At 70.1% G+C, this 21,108-nt stretch carries 17 protein-coding genes and 1 pseudogene; 3 read left to right on the top strand and 15 right to left on the bottom strand.

The genetic code is table 11. The features are described from left to right. Positions 1-27 precede the first annotated feature (27 nt). Positions 28-2,043 (bottom strand): DNA helicase RecQ, encoded by a 2,016-nt coding sequence (gene recQ / locus AB0947_RS02910; protein WP_366748505.1) that lies wholly within the window; start codon positions 2,041-2,043, stop codon positions 28-30. 238 nt (positions 2,044-2,281) lie between these two features. On the opposite strand from recQ, the gene AB0947_RS02905 reads away from it, so the two are divergent. Further along, on the top strand, positions 2,282-2,884 hold the full coding sequence (locus AB0947_RS02905) for a Uma2 family endonuclease (protein WP_366748792.1): 603 nt from the start codon (positions 2,282-2,284) through the stop codon (positions 2,882-2,884). A 70-nt stretch (positions 2,885-2,954) separates the two neighbouring features. Here the strand turns inward: AB0947_RS02905 and nuoN are convergent, their stop codons facing one another. Genes nuoN through AB0947_RS02835 form a run of 14 tightly spaced genes read right to left on the bottom strand, consistent with a single transcriptional unit; the run spans position 2,955 to position 19,088 of the window. Then, a complete protein-coding gene (nuoN, locus tag AB0947_RS02900) occupies positions 2,955-4,604 on the bottom strand; it encodes an NADH-quinone oxidoreductase subunit NuoN (RefSeq protein ID WP_366748504.1) in 1,650 nt (549 codons plus the stop codon). Next, positions 4,601-6,172, bottom strand: a complete 1,572-nt coding sequence (locus tag AB0947_RS02895) for an NADH-quinone oxidoreductase subunit M (RefSeq protein ID WP_366748503.1) — start codon at positions 6,170-6,172, stop codon at positions 4,601-4,603. The genes nuoN and AB0947_RS02895 overlap by 4 nt, the downstream gene beginning before the upstream one ends. Before the next feature lie 5 nt (positions 6,173-6,177). After that, positions 6,178-8,124 (bottom strand): NADH-quinone oxidoreductase subunit L, encoded by a 1,947-nt coding sequence (nuoL, locus tag AB0947_RS02890; RefSeq protein WP_366748502.1) that lies wholly within the window; start codon positions 8,122-8,124, stop codon positions 6,178-6,180. 15 nt (positions 8,125-8,139) lie between these two features. Next, the gene (gene nuoK / locus AB0947_RS02885) at positions 8,140-8,439 is read right to left on the bottom strand and encodes an NADH-quinone oxidoreductase subunit NuoK (RefSeq protein WP_052580850.1); all 300 of its coding nucleotides are present in this window, start codon (positions 8,437-8,439) and stop codon (positions 8,140-8,142) included. Next, the gene (locus AB0947_RS02880; RefSeq protein ID WP_366748501.1) at positions 8,436-9,281 is read right to left on the bottom strand and encodes an NADH-quinone oxidoreductase subunit J; all 846 of its coding nucleotides are present in this window, start codon (positions 9,279-9,281) and stop codon (positions 8,436-8,438) included. The genes nuoK and AB0947_RS02880 overlap by 4 nt, the downstream gene beginning before the upstream one ends. Further along, the gene (nuoI, locus tag AB0947_RS02875; protein ID WP_366748500.1) at positions 9,278-9,928 is read right to left on the bottom strand and encodes an NADH-quinone oxidoreductase subunit NuoI; all 651 of its coding nucleotides are present in this window, start codon (positions 9,926-9,928) and stop codon (positions 9,278-9,280) included. The genes AB0947_RS02880 and nuoI overlap by 4 nt, the downstream gene beginning before the upstream one ends. Then, the gene (nuoH, locus tag AB0947_RS02870) at positions 9,921-11,288 is read right to left on the bottom strand and encodes an NADH-quinone oxidoreductase subunit NuoH (RefSeq protein ID WP_366748499.1); all 1,368 of its coding nucleotides are present in this window, start codon (positions 11,286-11,288) and stop codon (positions 9,921-9,923) included. The genes nuoI and nuoH overlap by 8 nt, the downstream gene beginning before the upstream one ends. Then, positions 11,285-13,825, bottom strand: a complete 2,541-nt coding sequence (locus tag AB0947_RS02865) for an NADH-quinone oxidoreductase subunit G (protein WP_366748498.1) — start codon at positions 13,823-13,825, stop codon at positions 11,285-11,287. Before AB0947_RS02865 ends, nuoH begins: the two co-directional genes overlap by 4 nt. Next, positions 13,822-15,171 (bottom strand): NADH-quinone oxidoreductase subunit NuoF, encoded by a 1,350-nt coding sequence (gene nuoF, locus AB0947_RS02860; RefSeq protein ID WP_366748497.1) that lies wholly within the window; start codon positions 15,169-15,171, stop codon positions 13,822-13,824. The genes AB0947_RS02865 and nuoF overlap by 4 nt, the downstream gene beginning before the upstream one ends. Then, positions 15,168-16,034 carry an NADH-quinone oxidoreductase subunit NuoE gene (gene nuoE / locus AB0947_RS02855; protein ID WP_366748495.1) on the bottom strand — a complete coding sequence of 289 codons (867 nt, stop codon included), beginning with the start codon at positions 16,032-16,034 and terminating at the stop codon, positions 15,168-15,170. The genes nuoF and nuoE overlap by 4 nt, the downstream gene beginning before the upstream one ends. Then, complete coding sequence (locus AB0947_RS02850; RefSeq protein WP_366748494.1) at positions 16,031-17,371, bottom strand: NADH-quinone oxidoreductase subunit D; 1,341 nt, start codon at positions 17,369-17,371, stop codon at positions 16,031-16,033. Before AB0947_RS02850 ends, nuoE begins: the two co-directional genes overlap by 4 nt. Then, positions 17,368-18,105 carry an NADH-quinone oxidoreductase subunit C gene (locus tag AB0947_RS02845; RefSeq protein WP_366748791.1) on the bottom strand — a complete coding sequence of 246 codons (738 nt, stop codon included), beginning with the start codon at positions 18,103-18,105 and terminating at the stop codon, positions 17,368-17,370. Before AB0947_RS02845 ends, AB0947_RS02850 begins: the two co-directional genes overlap by 4 nt. Before the next feature lie 53 nt (positions 18,106-18,158). Beyond that, positions 18,159-18,713 (bottom strand): NADH-quinone oxidoreductase subunit B family protein, encoded by a 555-nt coding sequence (locus tag AB0947_RS02840; protein WP_030742960.1) that lies wholly within the window; start codon positions 18,711-18,713, stop codon positions 18,159-18,161. A gap of 15 nt (positions 18,714-18,728) precedes the next feature. Beyond that, positions 18,729-19,088 (bottom strand): NADH-quinone oxidoreductase subunit A, encoded by a 360-nt coding sequence (locus tag AB0947_RS02835; protein ID WP_030379754.1) that lies wholly within the window; start codon positions 19,086-19,088, stop codon positions 18,729-18,731. A 742-nt stretch (positions 19,089-19,830) separates the two neighbouring features. On the opposite strand from AB0947_RS02835, the gene AB0947_RS02830 reads away from it, so the two are divergent. After that, positions 19,831-20,679, top strand: a complete 849-nt coding sequence (locus AB0947_RS02830; protein ID WP_366748493.1) for a C40 family peptidase — start codon at positions 19,831-19,833, stop codon at positions 20,677-20,679. Between the two features lie 185 nt (positions 20,680-20,864). After that, a pseudogene (locus tag AB0947_RS02825) lies at positions 20,865-20,998 on the top strand (peptide deformylase); the annotation flags it as partial. Between the last annotated feature and the right edge of the window lie 110 nt (positions 20,999-21,108).

The following is a 21,108-nucleotide window of genomic DNA, read 5'->3' as shown; positions in this document are numbered from 1 at the left end:
CCCCCTGGGCGTCGCCGGCCGTCCTGCTTATATCCAGTCGTCCGGTTCCGGCTCGTCCACCGGGTCGGGCCACTCGGCGTCCTGGCTGCCGACGTCCTGGCTGCCGGCATCATGGCTGCCGGTGGCCGGGGTGGCCTCGGCAGCCGGGGTGTCCTCGGCCGCGGCAGCCCCGTCCAGCGAGGCCAGCACCTGGATCACCCCTTCGCCGTACGTCGCCAGCTTCTTCTCGCCGACGCCGTTCACCGTGCCCAGCTCCCGCACCGAGCCGGGCCACCGGGTCACGATCTCGCGCAGGGTGGCGTCGTGGAAGATGACGTACGCCGGGACGCCCTGTTCCCGGGCCTGTTCGGCGCGCCAGGCCCGCAGGGCCTCGAAGGCGGGGAGCAGTGCCTCGGGCAGCTCGGCCGCGACGGCCTTGGCCTTGCGGTCGCCCCCGGAGGAGCCGGTGGAACGCGACCGGGAGGCGGCCGGCTTCTTCGGCTCCTTGCGCAGCGGCACCTCGCGCTCCCGCCGCAGCACCGAGCCGCTCGCTTCCGTGAGCACCAGCGTGCCGTACTCCCCCTCGACCGCGAGGAGCCCCTGGGCCAGCAGCTGCCGGACGACACCGCGCCACTCGCCCTCGGAGAGGTCCTGGCCGATGCCGAAGACGGACAGCTGGTCGTGGTCGAACTGGATCACCTTGCCGGTGCGCTTGCCGAGCAGGATGTCGACGATCTGCATCGCGCCGAACTTCTGCCCGCGCTCCCGCTGCAACCGCACCACCGTCGACAGCACCTTCTGCGCGGCGATCGTGCCGTCCCAGGTCTCGGGCGGGGTGAGGCAGGTGTCGCAGTTGCCGCAGGCCGCGGCCTCGGGGTCCTGACCGAAGTAGGCGAGCAGCTGTCCACGGCGGCACTGGGCGGTCTCGCACAGCGCGAGCATGGCGTCGAGGTGGGCGGCGGCCCGGCGGCGGAACGCCTCGTCGCCCTCGCCGGACTGGATCAGCTTGCGCTGCTGGATGACGTCGTTCAGGCCGTACGCCATCCACGCCGTGGACGGCAGGCCGTCGCGGCCCGCCCGGCCGGTCTCCTGGTAGTACCCCTCGATCGACTTGGGCAGGTCGAGGTGGGCGACGAAGCGTACGTCCGGCTTGTCGATGCCCATGCCGAAGGCGATGGTCGCGACCACGACCAGGCCGTCCTCGCGCAGGAAGCGGGCCTGGTGCGCCGCGCGCGTGGCCGCCTCCAGGCCCGCGTGGTAGGGCACCGCCTGGATGCCGTTGGCGGTCAGGAACTCGGCCGTGCGCTCCACCGAGTTGCGCGAGAGGCAGTACACGATGCCGGCGTCGCCCGCGTGCTCCTCGCGGAGGAAGGCGAGCAGCTGCTTCCTGGGGTCGGCCTTGGGCACGATCCGGTACTGGATGTTGGGCCGGTCGAAGCTGGCGACGAAGTGCCGGGCCGTCGGCAGGTTCAGCCGCTGGGTGATCTCCTGGTGGGTGGCGTGGGTGGCCGTGGCGGTGAGGGCGATCCGCGGGACGTCCGGCCAGCGCTCGCCGAGCAGGGAGAGGGTGAGGTAGTCCGGGCGGAAGTCGTGGCCCCACTGGGCCACGCAGTGGGCCTCGTCGATCGCGAAGACGGAGATCTTGCCGCGGGAGAGCAGATCCAGCGTGGCCTCCACGCGCAGCCGCTCCGGGGCCAGGTACAGCAGGTCGAGCTCGCCGGCCAGGAACTCGGCCTCGACCATGCGCCGCTCGTCGAAGTCCTGGGTGGAGTTGATGAAGCCGGCGCGGACGCCGAGGGCGCGCAGGGCGTCCACCTGGTCCTGCATGAGGGCGATCAGGGGCGAGACGACCACGCCCGTGCCGGGCCGGACCAGGGCCGGGATCTGGTAGCACAGCGACTTGCCGCCGCCGGTCGGCATCAGGACGACGGCGTCGCCGCCCGCCACCACGTGCTCGATGATCTCCTGCTGCTCGCCCCGGAAGGCGTCGTACCCGAAGACCCGGTGCAGCGTGGCCAGCGCCTCGCTGCCGGCCGCTCCCGGCCCCTCGGTCACCTGTGTCATCTCGCTGATCCCGCCCGTCACGCCCATCGTCCTGTCCCCCGCCGGTCCCCCGTGTGTCGTCTCTCGACCGCTGCCTCCACCATAGGGGTCCGCACCGACAGTCCCGGAGTTGTCCACAGGGCAGCCGGGGAAACGCACGTCAAGGACACGACTGTCGTTCACACGTTCGCGCGAGCCCCGCCCGTTTCGGGCCGATAGTCTGAACGCACCGGCGAGACTCCGTCCCATGGGAGCACTGATGAACGTCGCACCGAAGGCGTCCACGCCCAGCTGGCCGACCCCGCCGGAAGGCGGCTGGACCGCCGACGACCTGGACCGCCTCCCGAATCTTCCTCCGCACACGGAATTGATCGACGGGAGCCTGGTCTTCGTGAGTCCGCAGACGATGTTTCACGTACGGGCTGTCGACTTCTTCAACTGGCAGCTCCAGTCGCTGGCGCCGGAGGAATTCGAGGTCGTCCGCGAGTTCACGATCGACATCGACCGCCAGAACAGGCCCGAGCCGGACGTCGTGGTCGTCAGCGCGGACGTGGTGGAGGAGCCGAGCCAGACCCGCTTTCCGGCGGAGTCCGTCGTCGTGGCCATCGAGGTCGTCTCCGAGGACTCCCTCTCCCGCGACCGCGAGACCAAGCCCCTGAAGTACGCCCGCGCCAAGATCCCCCACTACTGGCGGGTCGAGAACGAGAACGGGCGGGCCGCGGTGCACGTCTTCGAGCTGGAGCCGACGACCGGCATCTACACGAGCACCGGCATCTTCCGCGAGCGCATGAAGCTGGACGTGCCCTTTCCGATGGACCTCGACCTCACCCGGATCAGGACGCGCCGCGACAGGAACCAGTGACCACGGCAGCATGCCGCTGCCCGGCGCCCTCCTGTGAGGGTGCCGGGCAGCGGCGCCGGTGGTGCGGGCGTCAGCGCACGAAGACCCCCGCCTGGTTCGCCAGGTCGAGGAAGTACTGCGGCGCCACGCCGAGGACCAGCGTCACGGCCACGCCCAGGCCGATCGCGAGCATGGTCAGCGGTGACGGGACGGCGACGGTCGGGCCCTCCGGCCGCGGCTCGCTGAAGAACATCAGCACGATCACGCGGATGTAGAAGAACGCGGCGATGGCCGAGGAGATCACACCGATCACGACCAGCGGGGCCGCGCCGCCGTCCGCCGCCGCCTTGAACACGGCGAACTTCCCGGCGAACCCGGAGGTCAGCGGGATACCGGCGAAGGCCAGCAGGAACACCGCGAAGACGGCGGCCACCAGCGGGGAGCGACGGCCGAGGCCCGCCCACTTGGACAGGTGGGTCGCCTCGCCGCCCGCGTCGCGCACCAGCGTGACCACGGCGAACGCGCCGATCGTGACGAAGGAGTAGCCCGCCAGGTAGAAGAGGACGGACGACACGCCGTCCTTCGAGGTGGCGATCACGCCCGCGAGGATGAAACCGGCGTGCGCGATGGACGAGTACGCCAGCAGCCGCTTGATGTCGGTCTGGGTGATGGCGACGACCGCACCGCCCAGCATGGTGACGATCGCCACGGCCCACATCACCGGCCGCCAGTCCCAGCGCAGGCCGGGCAGGACGACGTACAGCAGGCGCAGCAGCGCGCCGAACGCGGCCACCTTCGTCGCCGCGGCCATGAAGCCGGTCACCGGGGTGGGCGCGCCCTGGTAGACGTCGGGCGTCCACATGTGGAACGGCACCGCGCCCACCTTGAACAGCAGGCCCATCAGGAGCATGGCGCCGCCGATCAGCAGCAGCGCGTCGTTGCCCATGGTGTTGGCGAGGGCCGGGTCGACGTCGGTGACGGTGCCGTCGACGACCTGGGCGATGCGCGCGTACGACATCGAGCCCGCGTAGCCGTACAGCAATGCGATGCCGAACAGGGTGAACGCGGAGGCGAACGCGCCCAGCAGGAAGTACTTGACCGCGGCCTCCTGCGACATCAGCCGCTTGCGGCGGGCCAGCGCGCACAGCAGGTACAGCGGCAGCGAGAAGACCTCCAGGGCCACGAACAGGGTGACCAGGTCGTTCGCCGCCGGGAAGATCAGCATGCCGCCGACCGCGAACAGCAGCAGCGGGAAGACCTCCGTGGTGGTGAAGCCCGCCTTCACGGCGGCCTGCTCGCTGTCGCTGCCGGGGACGGAGGCGGCCTGCGCGGCGAAGGAGTCCACCCGGTTGCCGTGTGCCGCCGGGTCCAGGCGCCGCTCGGCGAAGGTGAACAGGCCGACCAGGCCGGCCAGCAGGATCGTGCCCTGGAGGAAGAGGGCCGGGCCGTCGACCGCGATGGCGCCCATCGCCGCGATGTGCGCCTTCGTGGTGCCGAACCCGTCCGCCGCCAGCGCGACGACCGCGGCGAACGCGGCGCACAGGGCGACGACGGACACGAACACCTGCGCGTAGTAGCGGGACCGGCGCGGCACGAACGCCTCGATGAGCACCCCGACCAGCGCGGCGCCGATGACGATCAGCGTCGGCGACAATTGTCCGTATTCGATCTTCGGCGCGTCGATCTTCGAGATCGGTTCGGCCGCGGTTGTCCACAGGCTGTGGACAGCTTGTGCGCTCACTTGGCCGCCTCCACCTCGGGCTTGGGGTCCTTCTTCTGGACGTCGGACATGGTCTGCTTGACCGCCGGGTTGACGATGTCCGTCACGGGCTTCGGGTAGACGCCCAGGAAGATCAGCAGCACGATCAGCGGGGCGACGACCACCAGCTCGCGCACGCGGAGGTCGGGCATCGCGGAGACCTCCGGCCGCACCGGGCCGGTCATCGTCCGCTGGTACAGCACGAGCGTGTACAGCGCGGCGAGGACGATGCCGAAGGTGGCGATGGCGCCGATCACCGGGTAGCGCGAGAACGTGCCGACCAGGACCAGGAACTCGCTGACGAACGGCGCGAGGCCGGGCAGCGACAGGGTGGCCAGGCCGCCGATCAGGAAGGTGCCGGCGAGCACCGGGGCGACCTTCTGCACGCCTCCGTAGTCCGCGATGAGCCGGGAGCCGCGCCGGGAGATGAGGAAGCCGGCGACCAGCATCAGGGCGGCCGTGGAGATGCCGTGGTTGACCATGTAGAGCGTGGCGCCGGACTGGCCCTGGCTGGTCATCGCGAAGATGCCCAGGATGATGAAGCCGAAGTGCGAGATCGACGCGTAGGCCACCAGGCGTTTGATGTCCCGCTGGCCGACGGCGAGCAGCGCGCCGTAGACGATGCTGATGAGCGCCAGGACGAGGATGACGGGCGTCGCCCACTTCGACGCCTCCGGGAACAGCTGGAGGCAGAAGCGGAGCATCGCGAAGGTGCCCACCTTGTCGACGACCGCGGTGATGAGGACGGCGACCGGTGCGGTGGACTCCTGCATGGCGTTGGGCAGCCAGGTGTGCAGCGGCCACAGCGGCGCCTTCACCGCGAAGGCGAAGAAGAAGCCGAGGAACAGCCAGCGTTCGGTGCTGGTCGCCATGTGCAGCGAGCCGTTCGCGCGGGCCTCGGCGATCTGCGTGAGCGAGAAGTTCCCGGCGACCACGTACAGGCCGATCACCGCGGCCAGCATGATCAGACCGCCGGCCAGGTTGTAGAGCAGGAACTTCACCGCCGCGTACGACCGCTGCGTGGCGGCCGCCTCCTCGCCGTGCTCGTGGGCACGGTCCCCGAAGCCGCCGATGAGGAAGTACATCGGGATGAGCATGGCTTCGAAGAAGATGTAGAAGAGGAAGACGTCGGTGGCCTCGAAGGAGATGATCACCATCGCCTCCACGGCCAGGATCAGCGCGAAGAAGCCCTGGGTGGGCCGCCAGCGCCGGCTGCCGGTCTCCAGCGGGTCGGCGTCGTGCCAGCCCGCGAGGACGATGAACGGGATCAGTAGGGCGGTCAGCGCGATCAGCGCGACCGCGATGCCGTCGACGCCCAGTTCGTACCTGACCCCGAAGTCCTTGATCCACGCGTGGGACTCGGTGAGCTGGTAGCGGGAGCCGTCCGGGTCGAAGCGGACCAGGACGGTGATCGCCAGGGCGAGCGTGGCGAGCGAGACGGTCAGCGCCAGCCATTTGGCGGCGGTGCGCCGGGCGGCCGGCACGGCGGCCGTGGCGACCGCCCCGAGGGCCGGGAGCGCCGCCGTCGCTGTCAGCAGGGGAAAGGACATCGGTATCAGACCGCCCTCATCAGCAGGGTCGCGGCGACCAGGAGCGCCGCGCCGCCGAACATCGAGACCGCGTAGGAGCGGGCGAAGCCGTTCTGGAGCCGGCGCATCCGTCCGGACAGGCCGCCGAAGCCGGCCGCCGTGCCGTTGACGACGCCGTCGACCAGGGTGTGGTCGACGTAGACCAGGGAGCGCGTCAGGTGCTCGCCGCCGCGCACCAGGACCACGTGGTTGAAGTCGTCCTGGAGCAGGTCGCGGCGGGCCGCGCGGGTGAGCAGGGAGCCGCGCGGGGCGACGGCCGGGACCGGCTTGCGGCCGTACTGGGCCCAGGCGATGGCGACGCCGACGACCAGGCAGACCATGGTGGCGCCGGTGACGGTCGCCGCGCTGAGCGGGGAGTCGCCCTCGCTGTGTCCCGTGACGGGCTCCAGCCAGTGCAGGAAGCGGTCGCCGATGCTGAAGAAGGCACCGCCGAAGACCGAACCGACGGCGAGGACGATCATGGGGATCGTCATGACCTTCGGGGACTCGTGCGGGTGCGGCTCGGCGTGCTCGCCCCGGGTCTCGGCGGCGGGCTCCACGCTGGGCTCGGCCGGCGACGGAGTCGGGGCCTTGCGCCACCGCTCCTCCCCGAAGAACGTCATCAGCATCACGCGCGTCATGTAGAAGGCGGTGATGGCCGCGCCCAGCAGGGCCGCGCCGCCGAGGATCCAGCCCTCGGTGCCGCCCTTGGCGAACGCCGCCTCGATGATCTTGTCCTTGGAGAAGAAGCCGGACAGGCCGGGGAAGCCGATGATGGCGAGGTAGCCGAGGCCGAAGGTGATGAACGTGACCGGCATGTACCTGCGCAGGCCGCCGTAGCGGCGCATGTCGACCTCGTCGTTCATGCCGTGCATCACGGAGCCGGCACCGAGGAACAGCCCGGCCTTGAAGAAGCCGTGCGTCACCAGGTGCATGATCGCGAAGACGTAGCCGATGGGGCCGAGGCCCGCCGCGAGGACCATGTAGCCGATCTGCGACATGGTCGAGCCGGCCAGCGCCTTCTTGATGTCGTCCTTGGCGCAACCGACGATCGCACCGAACAGCAGCGTGACCGCGCCGACGACCGTGACGGCCAGCTGCGCGTCGGGGGCGGCGTTGAAGATCGCGCCGGAGCGGACGATCAGGTAGACGCCCGCGGTCACCATCGTCGCCGCGTGGATGAGGGCGGAGACCGGGGTCGGGCCCTCCATGGCGTCCCCGAGCCAGGACTGCAACGGCACCTGGGCGGACTTGCCGCAGGCGGCGAGCAGCAGCATCAGGCCGATCGCCGTGAGCTTGCCCTCGGAGGTGTCACCGGTGTGGCTGAGGACCGGACCGAAGGCGAAGCTGCCGAAGGTGGTGAACATCAGCATGATCGCGATCGACAGGCCCATGTCGCCGACCCGGTTCACCAGGAAGGCCTTCTTCGCGGCCGTCGCGGCGCTGGGCTTGTGCTGCCAGAAGCCGATCAGCAGGTACGAGGCGAGACCGACGCCCTCCCAGCCGACGTACAGCAGCAGGTAGTTGTCGGCGAGGACGAGCAGCAGCATCGCCGCCAGGAACAGGTTCAGATAGCCGAAGAAGCGGCGGCGGCGCTCGTCGTGCTCCATGTACCCGACCGAGTACAGGTGGATCAGCGAACCGACGCCCGTGATGAGCAGGACGAACGTCATGGACAGCTGGTCCAGGCGGAAGGTGACGTCCGCCTGGAAACCGGCCACCGGGACCCAGCTGAACAGGTGCTGCGTCAGGGTGCGGTGCTCCGCGCCCTTGCCGAGGAGGTCGGCGAAGAGGATGAGGCCGAACACGAAGGAGGCGGCCGACAGGAGCGTGCCGATCCAGTGGCCGACGCGGTCCAGGCGCCGGCCACCGACCAGAAGGACGGCCGCTCCGAGCAGGGGCGCCGCGATGAGCAGCGCGATCAGGTTCTCCACGATTCTTCCGACCCCTTACAGCTTCATCAGGCTGGCGTCGTCGACCGAGGCCGAGTGGCGGGCGCGGAACAGCGACACGATGATCGCCAGGCCCACCACGACCTCCGCGGCGGCGACGACCATCGTGAAGAAGGCGATGATCTGGCCGTCGAGGTTGCCGTGCATCCGGGAGAAGGTGACGAACGCGAGGTTGCAGGCGTTCAGCATCAGCTCGATGCACATGAAGACCACGATGGCGTTGCGCCGGATCAGGACGCCGGTCGCGCCGATCGCGAACAGCAGGGCGGCGAGGTAGAGGTAGTTGACCGGGTTCACTTCGACGCCTCCTCGGGCCGCTTGAACGTCTCCGGCTCGACCGCCCGGCGCTCCAGGCGCTCCTCCGCGCGCTGCTCCAGCGCCCGCAGGTCGTTCAGCGCCTCCGCGGACACGTCACGGATCTGCCCGCGTGCGCGCAGCGTCTTGTTGACGGTCAGCTCGGACGGGGTGCCGTCGGGCAGCAGGCCCGCGATGTCCACGGCGTTGTGCCGGGCGTAGACACCGGGGGCGGGCAGCGGCGGGAGGTGCTTCCCCTCGCGGACGCGCTGTTCGGACAGCTCGCGCTGCGTCTTGGCGCGCTCGGTGCGCTCCCGGTGGGTGAGCACCATGGCGCCGACCGCGGCCGTGATGAGCAGCGCGCCGGTGATCTCGAAGGCGAAGACGTACTTGGTGAAGAGGAGGGACGCCAGCCCCTCCACGTTGCCGTTCGCGTTCGCCCGGCCGGCGCCGTCGAACTCCTTCAGGGAGGCGTTGGCGATGCCGGCGAACAGCAGGACCCCGAAGCCGGCCCCGCACACGAGGGCCAGCCAGCGCTGGCCCTTGATGGTCTCCTTCAGGGAGTCCGCGGCCGTGACGCCGACGAGCATCACCACGAACAGGAACAGCATCATGATCGCGCCGGTGTAGACGACGATCTGCACGATCCCGAGGAAGTAGGCGCCGTTGGCGAGGTAGAACACGGCCAGGACGATCATGGTGCCGGCGAGGCACAGCGCGCTGTGCACGGCCTTCTTCATGAAGACGGTGCACAGGGCGCCGATCACCGCGACCGTGCCGAGGACCCAGAACTGGAAGGCCTCACCGGTGGAGGTGGTGTAGGCGGCGAGGTGCTGAGCGGTCATCGGCCGATCACCTTCTCCGAGGCCGGCTCGTCCTCGCCGAAGGTGGAGGCGGCCTCCTGCGGGACCTCGCCCTTGGAGACGGCCACCTGGCGGACCGTACCGGGCGCGGCCTGCGTCACCAGGCCGCGGTAGTAGTCCTGTTCGTCCGTCCCCGGGAAGATCGAGTGGGGCGTGTCGACCATGCCCTCCTCGAGACCGGCGAGCAGCTGCTCCTTGGTGTAGATGAGGTTGGCGCGGCTGGAGTCGGCCAGCTCGAACTCGTTCGTCATCGTCAGCGCGCGCGTGGGGCACGCCTCGATGCACAGCCCGCACAGGATGCAGCGGGCGTAGTTGATCTGGTAGACGCGGCCGTACCGCTCGCCCGGCGAGTAGCGCTCCTCGTCGGTGTTGTCGGCGCCCTCCACGTAGATGGCGTCGGCGGGGCAGGCCCAGGCGCACAGCTCGCAGCCGACGCACTTCTCCAGGCCGTCCGGATGGCGGTTGAGCTGGTGCCGTCCGTGGAACCGCGGAGCCGTGGTCTTCTTCTGCTCCGGGTACTGCTCGGTCAGCCGCTTCTTGAACATGGCCTTGAAGGTCACGCCGAAGCCGGCCACGGGGTTCTGGAAACCGGGCTTGGTCTGCCCGGACTCCTGAGGCTCCTCAGCCATCGGACGCCTCCTTTCCATCCGAAGATCCGTCACTGACAGTGTCCGGCCCACCACTGACAATCAGCTCCGGCTCACCCCAGCGGGGGCGGCGCCGCGGCACCGCGGGCAGCTCCTGCCCGGGCAGCGGCGGCACCGGGAACCCGCCCGCCATCGGGTCGAACGCCGGCTCCCCGTCGGCGGGCTCCTCGGCCGGCCTGCCCTTGTCGCGGAACATGTCCGCGACGAAGGAGATCAGCAGCAGGGCGAGGACACCGCCGCCCACGTAGAGGGCGATGTCGGCGAAGTCGTAGTTCTCGTTGCGCAGGGCGCGGACGGTGGCGACCAGCATCAGCCAGGTCACCGAGACCGGGATGAGCACCTTCCAGCCGAGCTTCATCAGCTGGTCGTAGCGCACGCGCGGGAGCGTGCCGCGCAGCCAGATGAAGAAGAACAGCAGCAGCTGCACCTTGATGACGAACCAGAGCAGCGGCCACCAGCCGTGGTTCGCGCCCTCCCAGAAGGAGCTGACCGGCCAGGGCGCGCGCCAGCCGCCGAGGAACAGGGTGGTCGACACGGCCGAGACCGTCACCATGTTCACGTACTCGGCGAGCATGAACATCGCGAACTTGATCGACGAGTACTCGGTGTTGAAGCCGCCGACCAGGTCGCCCTCGGACTCCGGCATGTCGAACGGGGCGCGGTTGGTCTCGCCGACCATCGTGACGATGTACAGGATGAAGGAGACCGGCAGCAGCAGGATGTACCAGCGGTCGTGCTGCTGCTCCACGATCGTGGACGTCGACATCGAGCCCGAGTAGAGGAACACGGAGGCGAACGCGGCGCCCATGGCGATCTCGTACGAGATCATCTGCGCGCAGGAGCGCAGACCGCCGAGGAGCGGATAGGTGGAGCCGGAGCTCCAGCCCGCCAGCACGATGCCGTAGATGCCGACCGAGGCGACCGCGAGGATGTAGAGCATCGCGATCGGCAGGTCGGTGAGCTGCATCGCGGTGCGGTGACCGAAGACCGAGATCTCGTTCCCGGCCGGCCCGAAGGGGATCACCGCGATCGCCATGAAGGCCGGGATGGCCGCGACGATCGGCGCGAGGACGTAGACCACCTTGTCCGCGCGCTTGACGATGAGGTCTTCCTTGAGCATCAGCTTCACGCCGTCGGCGAGCGACTGGAGCATGCCCCAGGGGCCGTGCCGGTTGGGGCCGATGCGCAGCTGCATCCAGGCGACGACCTTGCGCTCCCAGACGATGGAGAACAGGACGGTCACCATCAGGAACGCGAAGCAGAAGACCGCCTTGACGACGACCAGCCACCACGGGTCGCGGCCGAACATCGAGAGGTCTTCAGCGGCGAGGTACGGGCTCATGCCTCCACCTCCTTGGGGGCCTCTCCGGCGACTGCCGCCGGGCCGATGCGGACGAGGGAGCCGGGACGCGCCCCGGTGTCGGAGGCGACGCCGGCGCCGGCGGAGTTCAGCGGGAGCCAGACCACCCGGTCGGGCATCTCGGTGATCTGGACGGGCAGTCCCACCGTGCCGGCGGGGCCGGTGACGGTCAGGACCTCGCCGTCCGCGACGCCCGCCTCGGCGGCCGTCGCGGCGGACACGCGCGCGCGTGCGGCGTGCCGGGTTCCGGCGAGCGCCTCGTCGCCCTCCTGGAGGACGCCCTGGTCGAGCAGCAGCCGGTGCCCGGCGAGCACGGCCTCACCGGCGGCCGGGCGGGGCAGCGCGCCCGCGGTCTCCAGGGGACCGGAGGCACGGGGGCCGTCCCAGGAGCCGAGCCGGTCGATCTCCGCGCGCGTGGCGCGCAGATCCGGCAGGCCCAGCTGCCGGCGCCCGTCGGCGCCCTCGGCGCCGTCCATGGCGTCGGCGAGCATGTGCAGCACCCGCGTGTCGGTCGGCGCGAGCGGGCGGGTCATCTGATCGGGCTTGAGCGCGGCCTCGAAGAGGCGTACGCGGCCTTCCCAGTTGAGGAAGGTGCCCGCCTTCTCGGCGACCGCGGCGACCGGCAGGACGACGTCGGCGCGGGCGGTGACCTCGCTGGGCCGCAGCTCCAGCGACACCAGGAAGCCGACGTTCTCCAGCGCCTCACGCGCGCGTGCCGGGTCGGGCAGGTCGGCGACCTCCACCCCGGCGACCAGGAGCGCCGAGAGTTCGCCGGTGGCGGCGGCCTCGACGATCTGGTGGGTGTCGCGGCCGTAGCGGGCCGGGAGTTCGGCGACGCCCCAGGCCGCGGCGACCTCCTCCCGCGCGCGCGGGTCGGTCGCCGGACGGCCGCCCGGCAGCAGCGTGGGCAGCGCGCCCATCTCGACGGCGCCGCGTTCACCGGCCCGGCGCGGGATCCACACCAGTCCGGCGCCGGTCGCGGTGGCGGCGCGCAGCGCGGCGGTGAGCCCGCCCGCGACACCGGCCAGCCGCTCTCCCACGACGATGACGGCGCCCTCGGCGCGCAGGGCCTCGGCGGCGAGCGTGCCGGGCTCCTCCAGGCCGACGCCGCTCGCGAGCGCGTCCAGCCACTCCGTCTCGGTGCCCGGAGCGGCCGGCAGCAGCGTGCCGCCCGCCTTCTCCAGGCCCCGGGTGGCGTGCGTGGCCAGCGAGAACACCCGCTGCTTGCGCTTGCGCCAGGCCTTGCGCAGCCGCAGGAAGACGCCGGGCGCCTCCTCCTCCGATTCGAAGCCCACCAGCAGGACGGCGGGCGCCTTCTCCAGGGAGGTGTACGTGACGCCCGTACCCCCGCGGGACCCCTGGAGGTCCCGGCCCCGGCCGGCCACAAAGGCGGCCAGGAAGTCGGCCTCCTCGCCGCTGTGCACGCGCGCGCGGAAGTCGATGTCGTTGGTGTCGAGCACCACGCGCGCGAACTTGCTGTACGCGTAGGCGTCCTCGACGGTCAGCCGGCCGCCGATGAGGACACCGGCCCGGGAGCGGGCGGCGCCCAGACCGCGCGCCGCCGCCTCCAGTGCCTCGGGCCAGGAGGCGGGCTCCAGGACACCGTCGGCGTTGCGCACCAGCGGCGTGTCGAGGCGGTCCTTCGTCTGCGCGTACCGGAACGCGAAGCGTCCCTTGTCGCAGATCCACTCCTCGTTGACCTCGGGGTCGTAGGCGGCGAGCCGTCGCATGACCTTGCCGCGCCGGTGGTCGGTGCGGGTGGCGCAGCCGCCGGAGCAGTGCTCGCACACCGACGGGGAGGAGACGAGGTCGAAGGGGCGGGAGCGGAACCGGTAGGCGGCCGAGGTGAGCGCGCCGACCGGGCAGATCTGGATGGTGTTGCCGGAGAAGTACGACTCGAACGGGTCGCCCTCGCCGGTGCCGACCTGCTGGAGCGCGCCCCGCTCGACCAGTTCGATCATGGGGTCGCCCGCGATCTGGTTGGAGAAGCGGGTGCAGCGGGCGCACAGCACGCACCGCTCGCGGTCGAGCAGCACCTGGGTGGAGATCGGTACGGGCTTCTCGTAGGTCCGCTTCTTGCCGTCGAAGCGGGACTCGGCGTTGCCGTGCGACATCGCCTGGTTCTGCAGCGGGCACTCGCCGCCCTTGTCGCAGACCGGGCAGTCCAGCGGGTGGTTGATGAGCAGCAGCTCCATCACACCGTGCTGGGCCTTCTCGGCGACCGGCGAGGTGAGCTGGGTCTTCACGACCATGCCGTCCGTGCAGGTGATCGTGCAGGACGCCATCGGCTTGCGCTGGCCCTCGACCTCGACGATGCACTGCCGGCAGGCGCCGGCCGGGTCCAGCAGGGGGTGGTCGCAGAAACGCGGGATCTCGATGCCGAGCTGCTCGGCGGCACGGATGACCAGGGTGCCCTTGGGCACGCTGATCTCGATGCCGTCGATCGTCAGCGTGACGAGGTCCTCCGGCGGGACCGCCGCCTCTCCCCCACCCGCGGGAGCACTGGTGGTCACGGTCATGCGTTCACCTCCGGGCGGTCCGCCCAGGCCGTCGACTTGGCCGGGTCGAAGGGGCAGCCCCGGCCCGTGATGTGCTGCTCGTACTCCTCGCGGAAGTACTTCAGCGAGGAGAAGATCGGGGACGCGGCGCCGTCGCCGAGGGCGCAGAAGGACTTGCCGTTGATGTTGTCGGCGATGTCGTTGAGCTTGTCGAGGTCGGACATCACGCCCTTGCCGGCCTCGATGTCCCGCAGCAACTGCACCAGCCAGTACGTCCCTTCCCGGCAGGGCGTGCACTTGCCGCAGGACTCGTGGGCGTAGAACTCGGTCCAGCGGGTCACCGCCCGCACCACGCAGGTCGTCTCGTCGAAGCACTGCAGCGCCTTGGTGCCGAGCATGGAGCCGGCGGCGCCGACGCCCTCGTAGTCGAGGGGGACGTCGAGGTGCTCGTCGGTGAACATCGGTGTGGAGGAGCCGCCCGGCGTCCAGAACTTCAGGCGGTGGCCCGGCCGCATGCCGCCGCTCATGTCGAGGAGCTGGCGCAGCGTGATGCCGAGCGGGGCCTCGTACTGGCCGGGGCTCGCGACGTGGCCGCTGAGCGAGTAGAGCGTGAAGCCCGGGGACTTCTCGCTGCCCATCGCCCTGAACCAGTCCTTGCCGTTTTTCAGGATGGCGGGAACCGACGCGATCGACTCGACGTTGTTCACCACAGTGGGACAGGCGTAGAGGCCTTCCACCGCAGGGAAGGGGGGACGGAGCCGCGGTTGACCACGGCGGCCTTCGAGCGAGTCGAGCAGTGCGGTCTCCTCGCCGCAGATGTACGCGCCGGCGCCGGCGTGCACGGTGAGGGTCAGGTCGAGCCCGCTGCCCAGGATGTTCTCGCCGAGGTAGCCCGCCGCGTAGGCCTCGTGCACGGCCTCGTGCAACCGCCGCAGGACGGGGACGACTTCACCCCGCAGATAGATGAAGGCATGCGACGACCTGATGGCGTAGCACGCGATCACGATGCCCTCGATGAGGCTGTGCGGGTTCGCGAAGAGGAGCGGGATGTCCTTGCAGGTGCCCGGTTCCGACTCGTCGGCGTTGACAACAAGATAGTGCGGTTTCCCATCACCCTGAGGGATGAACTGCCACTTCATCCCGGTCGGGAATCCCGCGCCGCCGCGGCCCCGCAGCCCGGAGTCCTTGACGTACGCGATCAGGTCGTCCGGTGACATGGCGAGGGCCTTGCGGAGTCCCTCGTACCCCTCGTGCCTCCGGTAGACGTCCAGAGTCCATGACCGGTCCTCGTCCCAGAAGGCAGACAGCACGGGTGCGAGCAGCTTCTCGGGGCTCGGGTCCTTGACCTCGGATACCACGGTCATCACTCCCCCTCCTCTGCGGTGGGCCCCGCGGGGTGGGCAGGGTCGGAGGCCGATGTGTCCTGCGGCGCGTCGTGGGAGCTGAGGTGCTCGGCCGGCGACGGCTCGTGCACCCGGTCCTGCGATTCCTCGTGCGGACCTCCGCGCGGATGGACCACGCGCGCGGGTGCGGTCTCCCCCTTGGCCAGGCGGAGGCCCACCAGCGACGCGGGTCCCGCACTGCCGCCCTCCTCGACGGCCCCGGGCCGCTCGTCGGGGAAGCCGGCCAGGATCCGCGCGGTCTCCTTGAAGGTGCACAGGCGCGCCCCGCGCGTGGGCTGCACGGGGCGCCCCGCCCGCAGGTCGTCGACGAGGTGCTTGGCGCTCGCCGGGGTCTGGTTGTCGAAGAACTCCCAGTTGACCATCACGACCGGCGCGAAGTCGCAGGCCGCGTTGCACTCGATGTGCTCCAGGGTGACCTTGCCGTCGTCGGTGGTCTCGCCGTTGCCGACGCCCAGGTGCTCCTGGAGGGTCTCGAAGATCGCGTCACCGCCCATGACCGCGCACAGCGTGTTGGTGCAGACGCCGACCTGGTAGTCGCCGGACGGCTTGCGCCGGTACATCGTGTAGAAGGTGGCGACGGCGGTGACCTCGGCCGTGGTCAGACCCAGCATGTCCGCGCAGAACCGCATGCCGGTGCGCGTGACGTGGCCCTCCTCCGACTGCACGAGGTGGAGCAGCGGCAGCAGGGCGGACCGGGAGTCCGGGTAGCGCGCGATCACTTCGCGCGCGTCCGCCTCCAGCCGGGCCCGGACGTCGTCCGGGTAGGCGGGCGCGGGCAGTTCGGGCATGCCCAGGCTGACGCCCCGCTCGGAAGAAGAGGTGGTCACCGGTCGACGCCTCCCATCACGGGGTCGATGGACGCGACGGCGACGATGACGTCGGCGACCTGGCCGCCCTCGCACATCGCCGCCATGGCCTGAAGGTTGGTGAAGGACGGGTCGCGGAAGTGGACCCGGTAGGGGCGGGTGCCGCCGTCGGACACCGCGTGCACCCCGAGTTCGCCCTTGGGCGACTCGACGGCCGTGTACGCCTGTCCCGGCGGGACGCGGAAGCCCTCGGTGACCAGCTTGAAGTGGTGGATCAGGGCCTCCATGGAGGTGCCCATGATCTTCTTGATGTGGTCGAGGGAGTTGCCGAGTCCGTCCGGTCCGAGGGCGAGCTGGGCCGGCCAGGCGATCTTCTTGTCGGCGACCATGACCGGGCCGGGCTGGAGCCGGTCCAGGCACTGCTCGACGATCCCGAGCGACTGGCTCATCTCCTCCAGGCGGATGAGGAAGCGGCCGTAGGCGTCGCAGGTGTCGGCGGTCGGGACGTCGAAGTCGTACGTCTCGTAGCCGCAGTACGGCTGGGCCTTGCGCAGGTCGTGCGGCAGGCCGGTGGCGCGCAGGATCGGGCCGGTCGCGCCGAGGGCCATGCAGCCGGCCAGGTCGAGGTAGCCGACGTCCTGCATGCGGGCCTTGAAGATGGGGTTCCCGGTGGCGAGCTTGTCGTACTCCGGGAGGTTCTTCCTCATCTTCTTCACGAACTCGCGGATCTGGTCCACCGCGCCGGGCGGCAGGTCCTGGGCGAGTCCGCCGGGCCGGATGTACGCGTGGTTCATGCGCAGGCCCGTGACCAGCTCGTAGATGTCGAGAATCATTTCACGATCACGGAATCCGTAGATCATGATCGTGGTGGCGCCCAGCTCCATGCCGCCGGTGGCGATGCACACCAGGTGGGAGGACAGCCGGTTCAGCTCCATCAGGAGCACCCGGATGATCTTGGCGCGCTCGGTGATCTGGTCCTCGATGCCGAGGAGCTTCTCGACGGCGAGGCAGTAGGCGGTCTCGTTGAAGAAGGACGTCAGGTAGTCCATGCGCGTCACGAACGTGGTGCCCTGCGTCCACGTGCGGTACTCGAGGTTCTTCTCGATGCCGGTGTGGAGGTAGCCGATGCCGCAGCGGGCCTCGGTGACCGTCTCGCCCTCGATCTCCAGGATCAGGCGGAGCACCCCGTGGGTGGACGGGTGCTGGGGACCCATGTTGACGACGATGCGCTCGTCGTCGGCGCGGGCCGCGGACTGGACGACCTCGTCCCAGTCGCCACCGGTGACCGTGTAGACGGTGCCCTCGGTGGTCTCGCGCGCGGACGCGGCCGACGCGGCGGATGCTGACTGCGTGCTCACGAGTACGACCTCCGCTGGTCCGGAGCCGGGATCTGGGCGCCCTTGTACTCGACGGGGATGCCGCCGAGGGGGTAGTCCTTGCGCTGCGGGTGGCCCTGCCAGTCGTCCGGCATCATGATCCGCGTCAGGGCCGGGTGACCGTCGAAGACGATGCCGAAGAAGTCGTAGGTCTCGCGCTCGTGCCAGTCGTTCGTCGGGTAGACGGGGACCAGCGACGGGATGCGCGGATCGCTGTCGGGCGCGCTGACTTCGAGGCGGATCAGCCGGTTGTGGGTGATCGAGCGCAGGTGGTAGACGGCGTGCAGCTCGCGGCCCTTGTCGTGCGGGTAGTGGACGCCGCTGACGCCGGTGCACAGCTCGAAACGCAGGGCCGGGTCGTCGCGCAGGGTGCGGGCGACTCGGACCAGGTGCTCGCGTTCGATGTGGAAGGTCAGCTCGCCGCGGTCGACGACCGTCTTCTCGATGGCGTTCCCCGGCAGGAGTCCCTGCTCCTCCAGGGCGCCCTCCAGCTCGTCGGCGACCTCGTCGAACCAGCCGCCGTAGGGGCGGGTGGCCGGTCCCGGGAGTCGGACCGAGCGGACCAGGCCGCCGTAGCCTGAGGTGTCGCCGCCGTTGTCGGCGCCGAACATGCCGCGCTGCACGCGGATCTCCTCGCCGCCCTGGCCGCGCTGGCCGGGGAGGTTGGAGGCGGAGAGGTCCTTCTCGGGGTTGACCCCGTTCGCGGAGCCGTTCACCCCGTTCGCGGGGCCGTTCGCCCCGTGGTTCCCCTGGGTGCCGTTCGCGTCGCTCACCGCAGCAGCCCCTTCATCTCGATCGTGGGCAGGGCCTTGAGCGCCGCCTCCTCCGCCTCGCGGGCCGCCTCCTCGGCGTTCACGCCGAGCTTGGAGGACTGGATCTTCTGGTGGAGCTTGAGGATCGCGTCCATCAGCATCTCGGGGCGGGGCGGGCAGCCCGGCAGGTAGATGTCGACCGGGACGATGTGGTCGACGCCCTGGACGATCGCGTAGTTGTTGAACATGCCGCCGGAGGAGGCGCAGACGCCCATGGAGATCACCCACTTGGGGCTGGGCATCTGGTCGTAGACCTGCCTCAGGACGGGCGCCATCTTCTGGCTGACCCGGCCGGCGACGATCATCAGGTCCGCCTGGCGCGGTGAGCCGCGGAAGACCTCCATGCCGAAGCGGGCCAGGTCGTAGCGGCCGGCGCCCGTGGTCATCATCTCGATGGCACAGCAGGCGAGGCCGAAGGTGGCCGGGAAGACGGACGCCTTGCGCACCCAGCCCGCGGCCTGCTCGACGGTGGTCAGCAGGAAGCCGCTCGGCAGCTTTTCTTCGAGTCCCATGTCGTTAAAGGCCCCTCAGTCCCATTCCAGGCCGCCGCGCCGCCATACGTACGCGTACGCGACGAAGACGGTGAGCACGAAGAGCAGCATCTCCACGAGCCCGAAGATCCCCAGGGAGTCGAAGGTGACGGCCCAGGGGTAGAGGAAGACGATCTCGATGTCGAAGACGATGAAGAGCATCGCCGTCAGGTAGTACTTGATGGGGAAGCGCCCGCCGCCGGCCGGCGTGGGGGTCGGCTCGATGCCGCACTCGTAGGCTTCGAGTTTCGCGCGGTTGTACCGCTTCGGACCGATCAGCGTGGCCATGACCACGGAGAAGATCGCAAAGCCTGCCCCGAGGGCTCCCAGTACGAGGATGGGCGCATACGCGTTCACCGCTCCTCGCTCCTCTCAGTCGGCACTGACTGCTGGCGGTTGCACTGGGCTCACATCCGCCTCACCGGTCCCACGAACCCCGCTGGCCCCGGCGAAGATCGCGAACATGTGAAGCAGGTCACAAGCCCAACTGCCTCGCATCTTATGCCTGCCGCTCTGTGATCTGCGACACGGGGTATTGCACAAGCTTTGTGATCTCCACCACCTGACGAAGGATCATGAAGTCGGATGATGAGTGATCTTCATACCCGAAGCGTTCAGTTGATCACCAGAAGTGACAATCTCGCACGTCGTCGCAGGCCGGAGGGTGCGTCTCCATATCAAGAGACTTCCGATGCATGCAAATTGGCGATGGACGCGATGGCCTGATAGTGGGACGCGTTCACACCTCGGAGGGAGGCCGGGGCGGGATGTGGACGGCGTTCGGGCGCGTGCACGCGTTCACGAGCCGGGCGGGCGTCGGACGCCGCCGTTCCGGTAATCGTTCCGTGACGTCCGCCACATTCATGAGAGGCGTCTGAGAACCGGGCTTGGCCAACGAACCCAACCAGTGGTAAGCGGGGGGCAATTCGGACTTAATGATCAAAGACCGTGATCAAGGGCTTGATCACGGGCGTCCACAATGTCCGTTACGGCGTCAATAAAGAGCGACACGCCCGGGTTTCCAGGTCTCGATTGAACAACTGTGGCGCAGCACACGTTTCTTGAAGATATGAAGGAGCCCCTGGTACCGGTTGTTCCCATGTCCCACACCGCTCACATACGCAGCCACCGGAAGCCCCGCCGCAGCGCGTCGACCCTCGCGATGCGGGCCGGAGTTGCCGGTGGCGTCCTCGGCACCCTGGCAGTCGCCGGGGCGTCCGGCTCGGCGAACGCTGCCGAGCCGGTGACGCAGACCCTCGAACTGCCCACCCTGACGGCCGACCTGGCCGCCCAGGCGGCCCAGTCCGCGGACGCCACCGAGCAGGCCGCGGCGAACTACCAGCTGCAGGCCGAGCGTGACGCGGCTGCCGCGAAGGCCGCGAAGCAGGCCAAGGCGGACCTCGCCGACGCCAAGAAGAAGGCGGCGGAGGCCAAGAAGAAGGCCCAGGAGGACGCCCGCAAGGAGGCCGCCGCCCGCGCCTCCCGCACCGCGGAGCGGACCACGCTCTCCGCCACGGCGGACGCCGGCTCCACCGCCACGTCCACCACCACTACCACCAGCACCAGCACCAGCACCAGCACGTCCCCGGCCACCGGTTCGGCCGCGGCCGTCATCAGCTTCGTCAAGGCGCAGGTCGGCAAGGCGTACGTCTCCGGCGCCACCGGCCCCTCCGCCTACGACTGCTCCGGCCTGGTGCAGACGGCCTTCAAGCAGGTCGGCATCAGCCTGCCGCGCGTCTCCCAGGACCAGTCGACGGCCGGCACCCAGGTCTCGCTGAGCAACCTCCAGCCGGGCGACATCCTGTACTGGGGCAGCGCGGGTTCCGCGTACCACGTCGCGGTGTACGTCGGCGACGGCATGTTCGTGGGCGCGCAGAACCCCTCCACCGGTGTCGTGGAGCGCCCGCTGTCGTACGACCCGCCCACCGGTGCCGTGCGGGTGCTCTGAGCGCACTCGGCACCTCTCGCACGCGTAGGGCCGCAGCCACTCGGGGGCAGCGGCCCTTGCGGCGTCCCCGCAGCGCCGCGCGCCGTCTCGGGAACGCCGCGCGCCGCGCCTGACGCGCCCCGCCTCGTCCCCGCCCCGCCTCGTCCCTGACGCGCTCCGCTCGGGCCGCCGTCCGGTGGTCCGCCGCCGAGGGCGCCGGACTGGCGGCACATCAGGCCAGGTGGATCTGCGGCTGTTCGCGTACGACTGCCCCGATGAAGGCGGAGTCCGACATGTCGGGCACATCGTCAATCCGGTGCTCCGAACGCCCACGACCGGGTGACGGCTGCCGGACGAGGGCGAGGGGTGCCTGCCGGTGCCGGGTTCCGCGGCAGACGGCGGACCGGCGGGACGCGGTGTGCGCCCGCCGGGCCGCCAACGCCGCGGCTC

Source organism: Streptomyces sp. NPDC047841 (genome assembly GCF_040704085.1).
In the GTDB taxonomy this organism is placed as follows: Bacteria; Actinomycetota; Actinomycetes; order Streptomycetales; family Streptomycetaceae; genus Streptomyces; species Streptomyces argyrophylli.
Note: the sequence above shows the minus strand (reverse complement) of the source record. Positions and strands in the feature narration are given on the sequence as shown.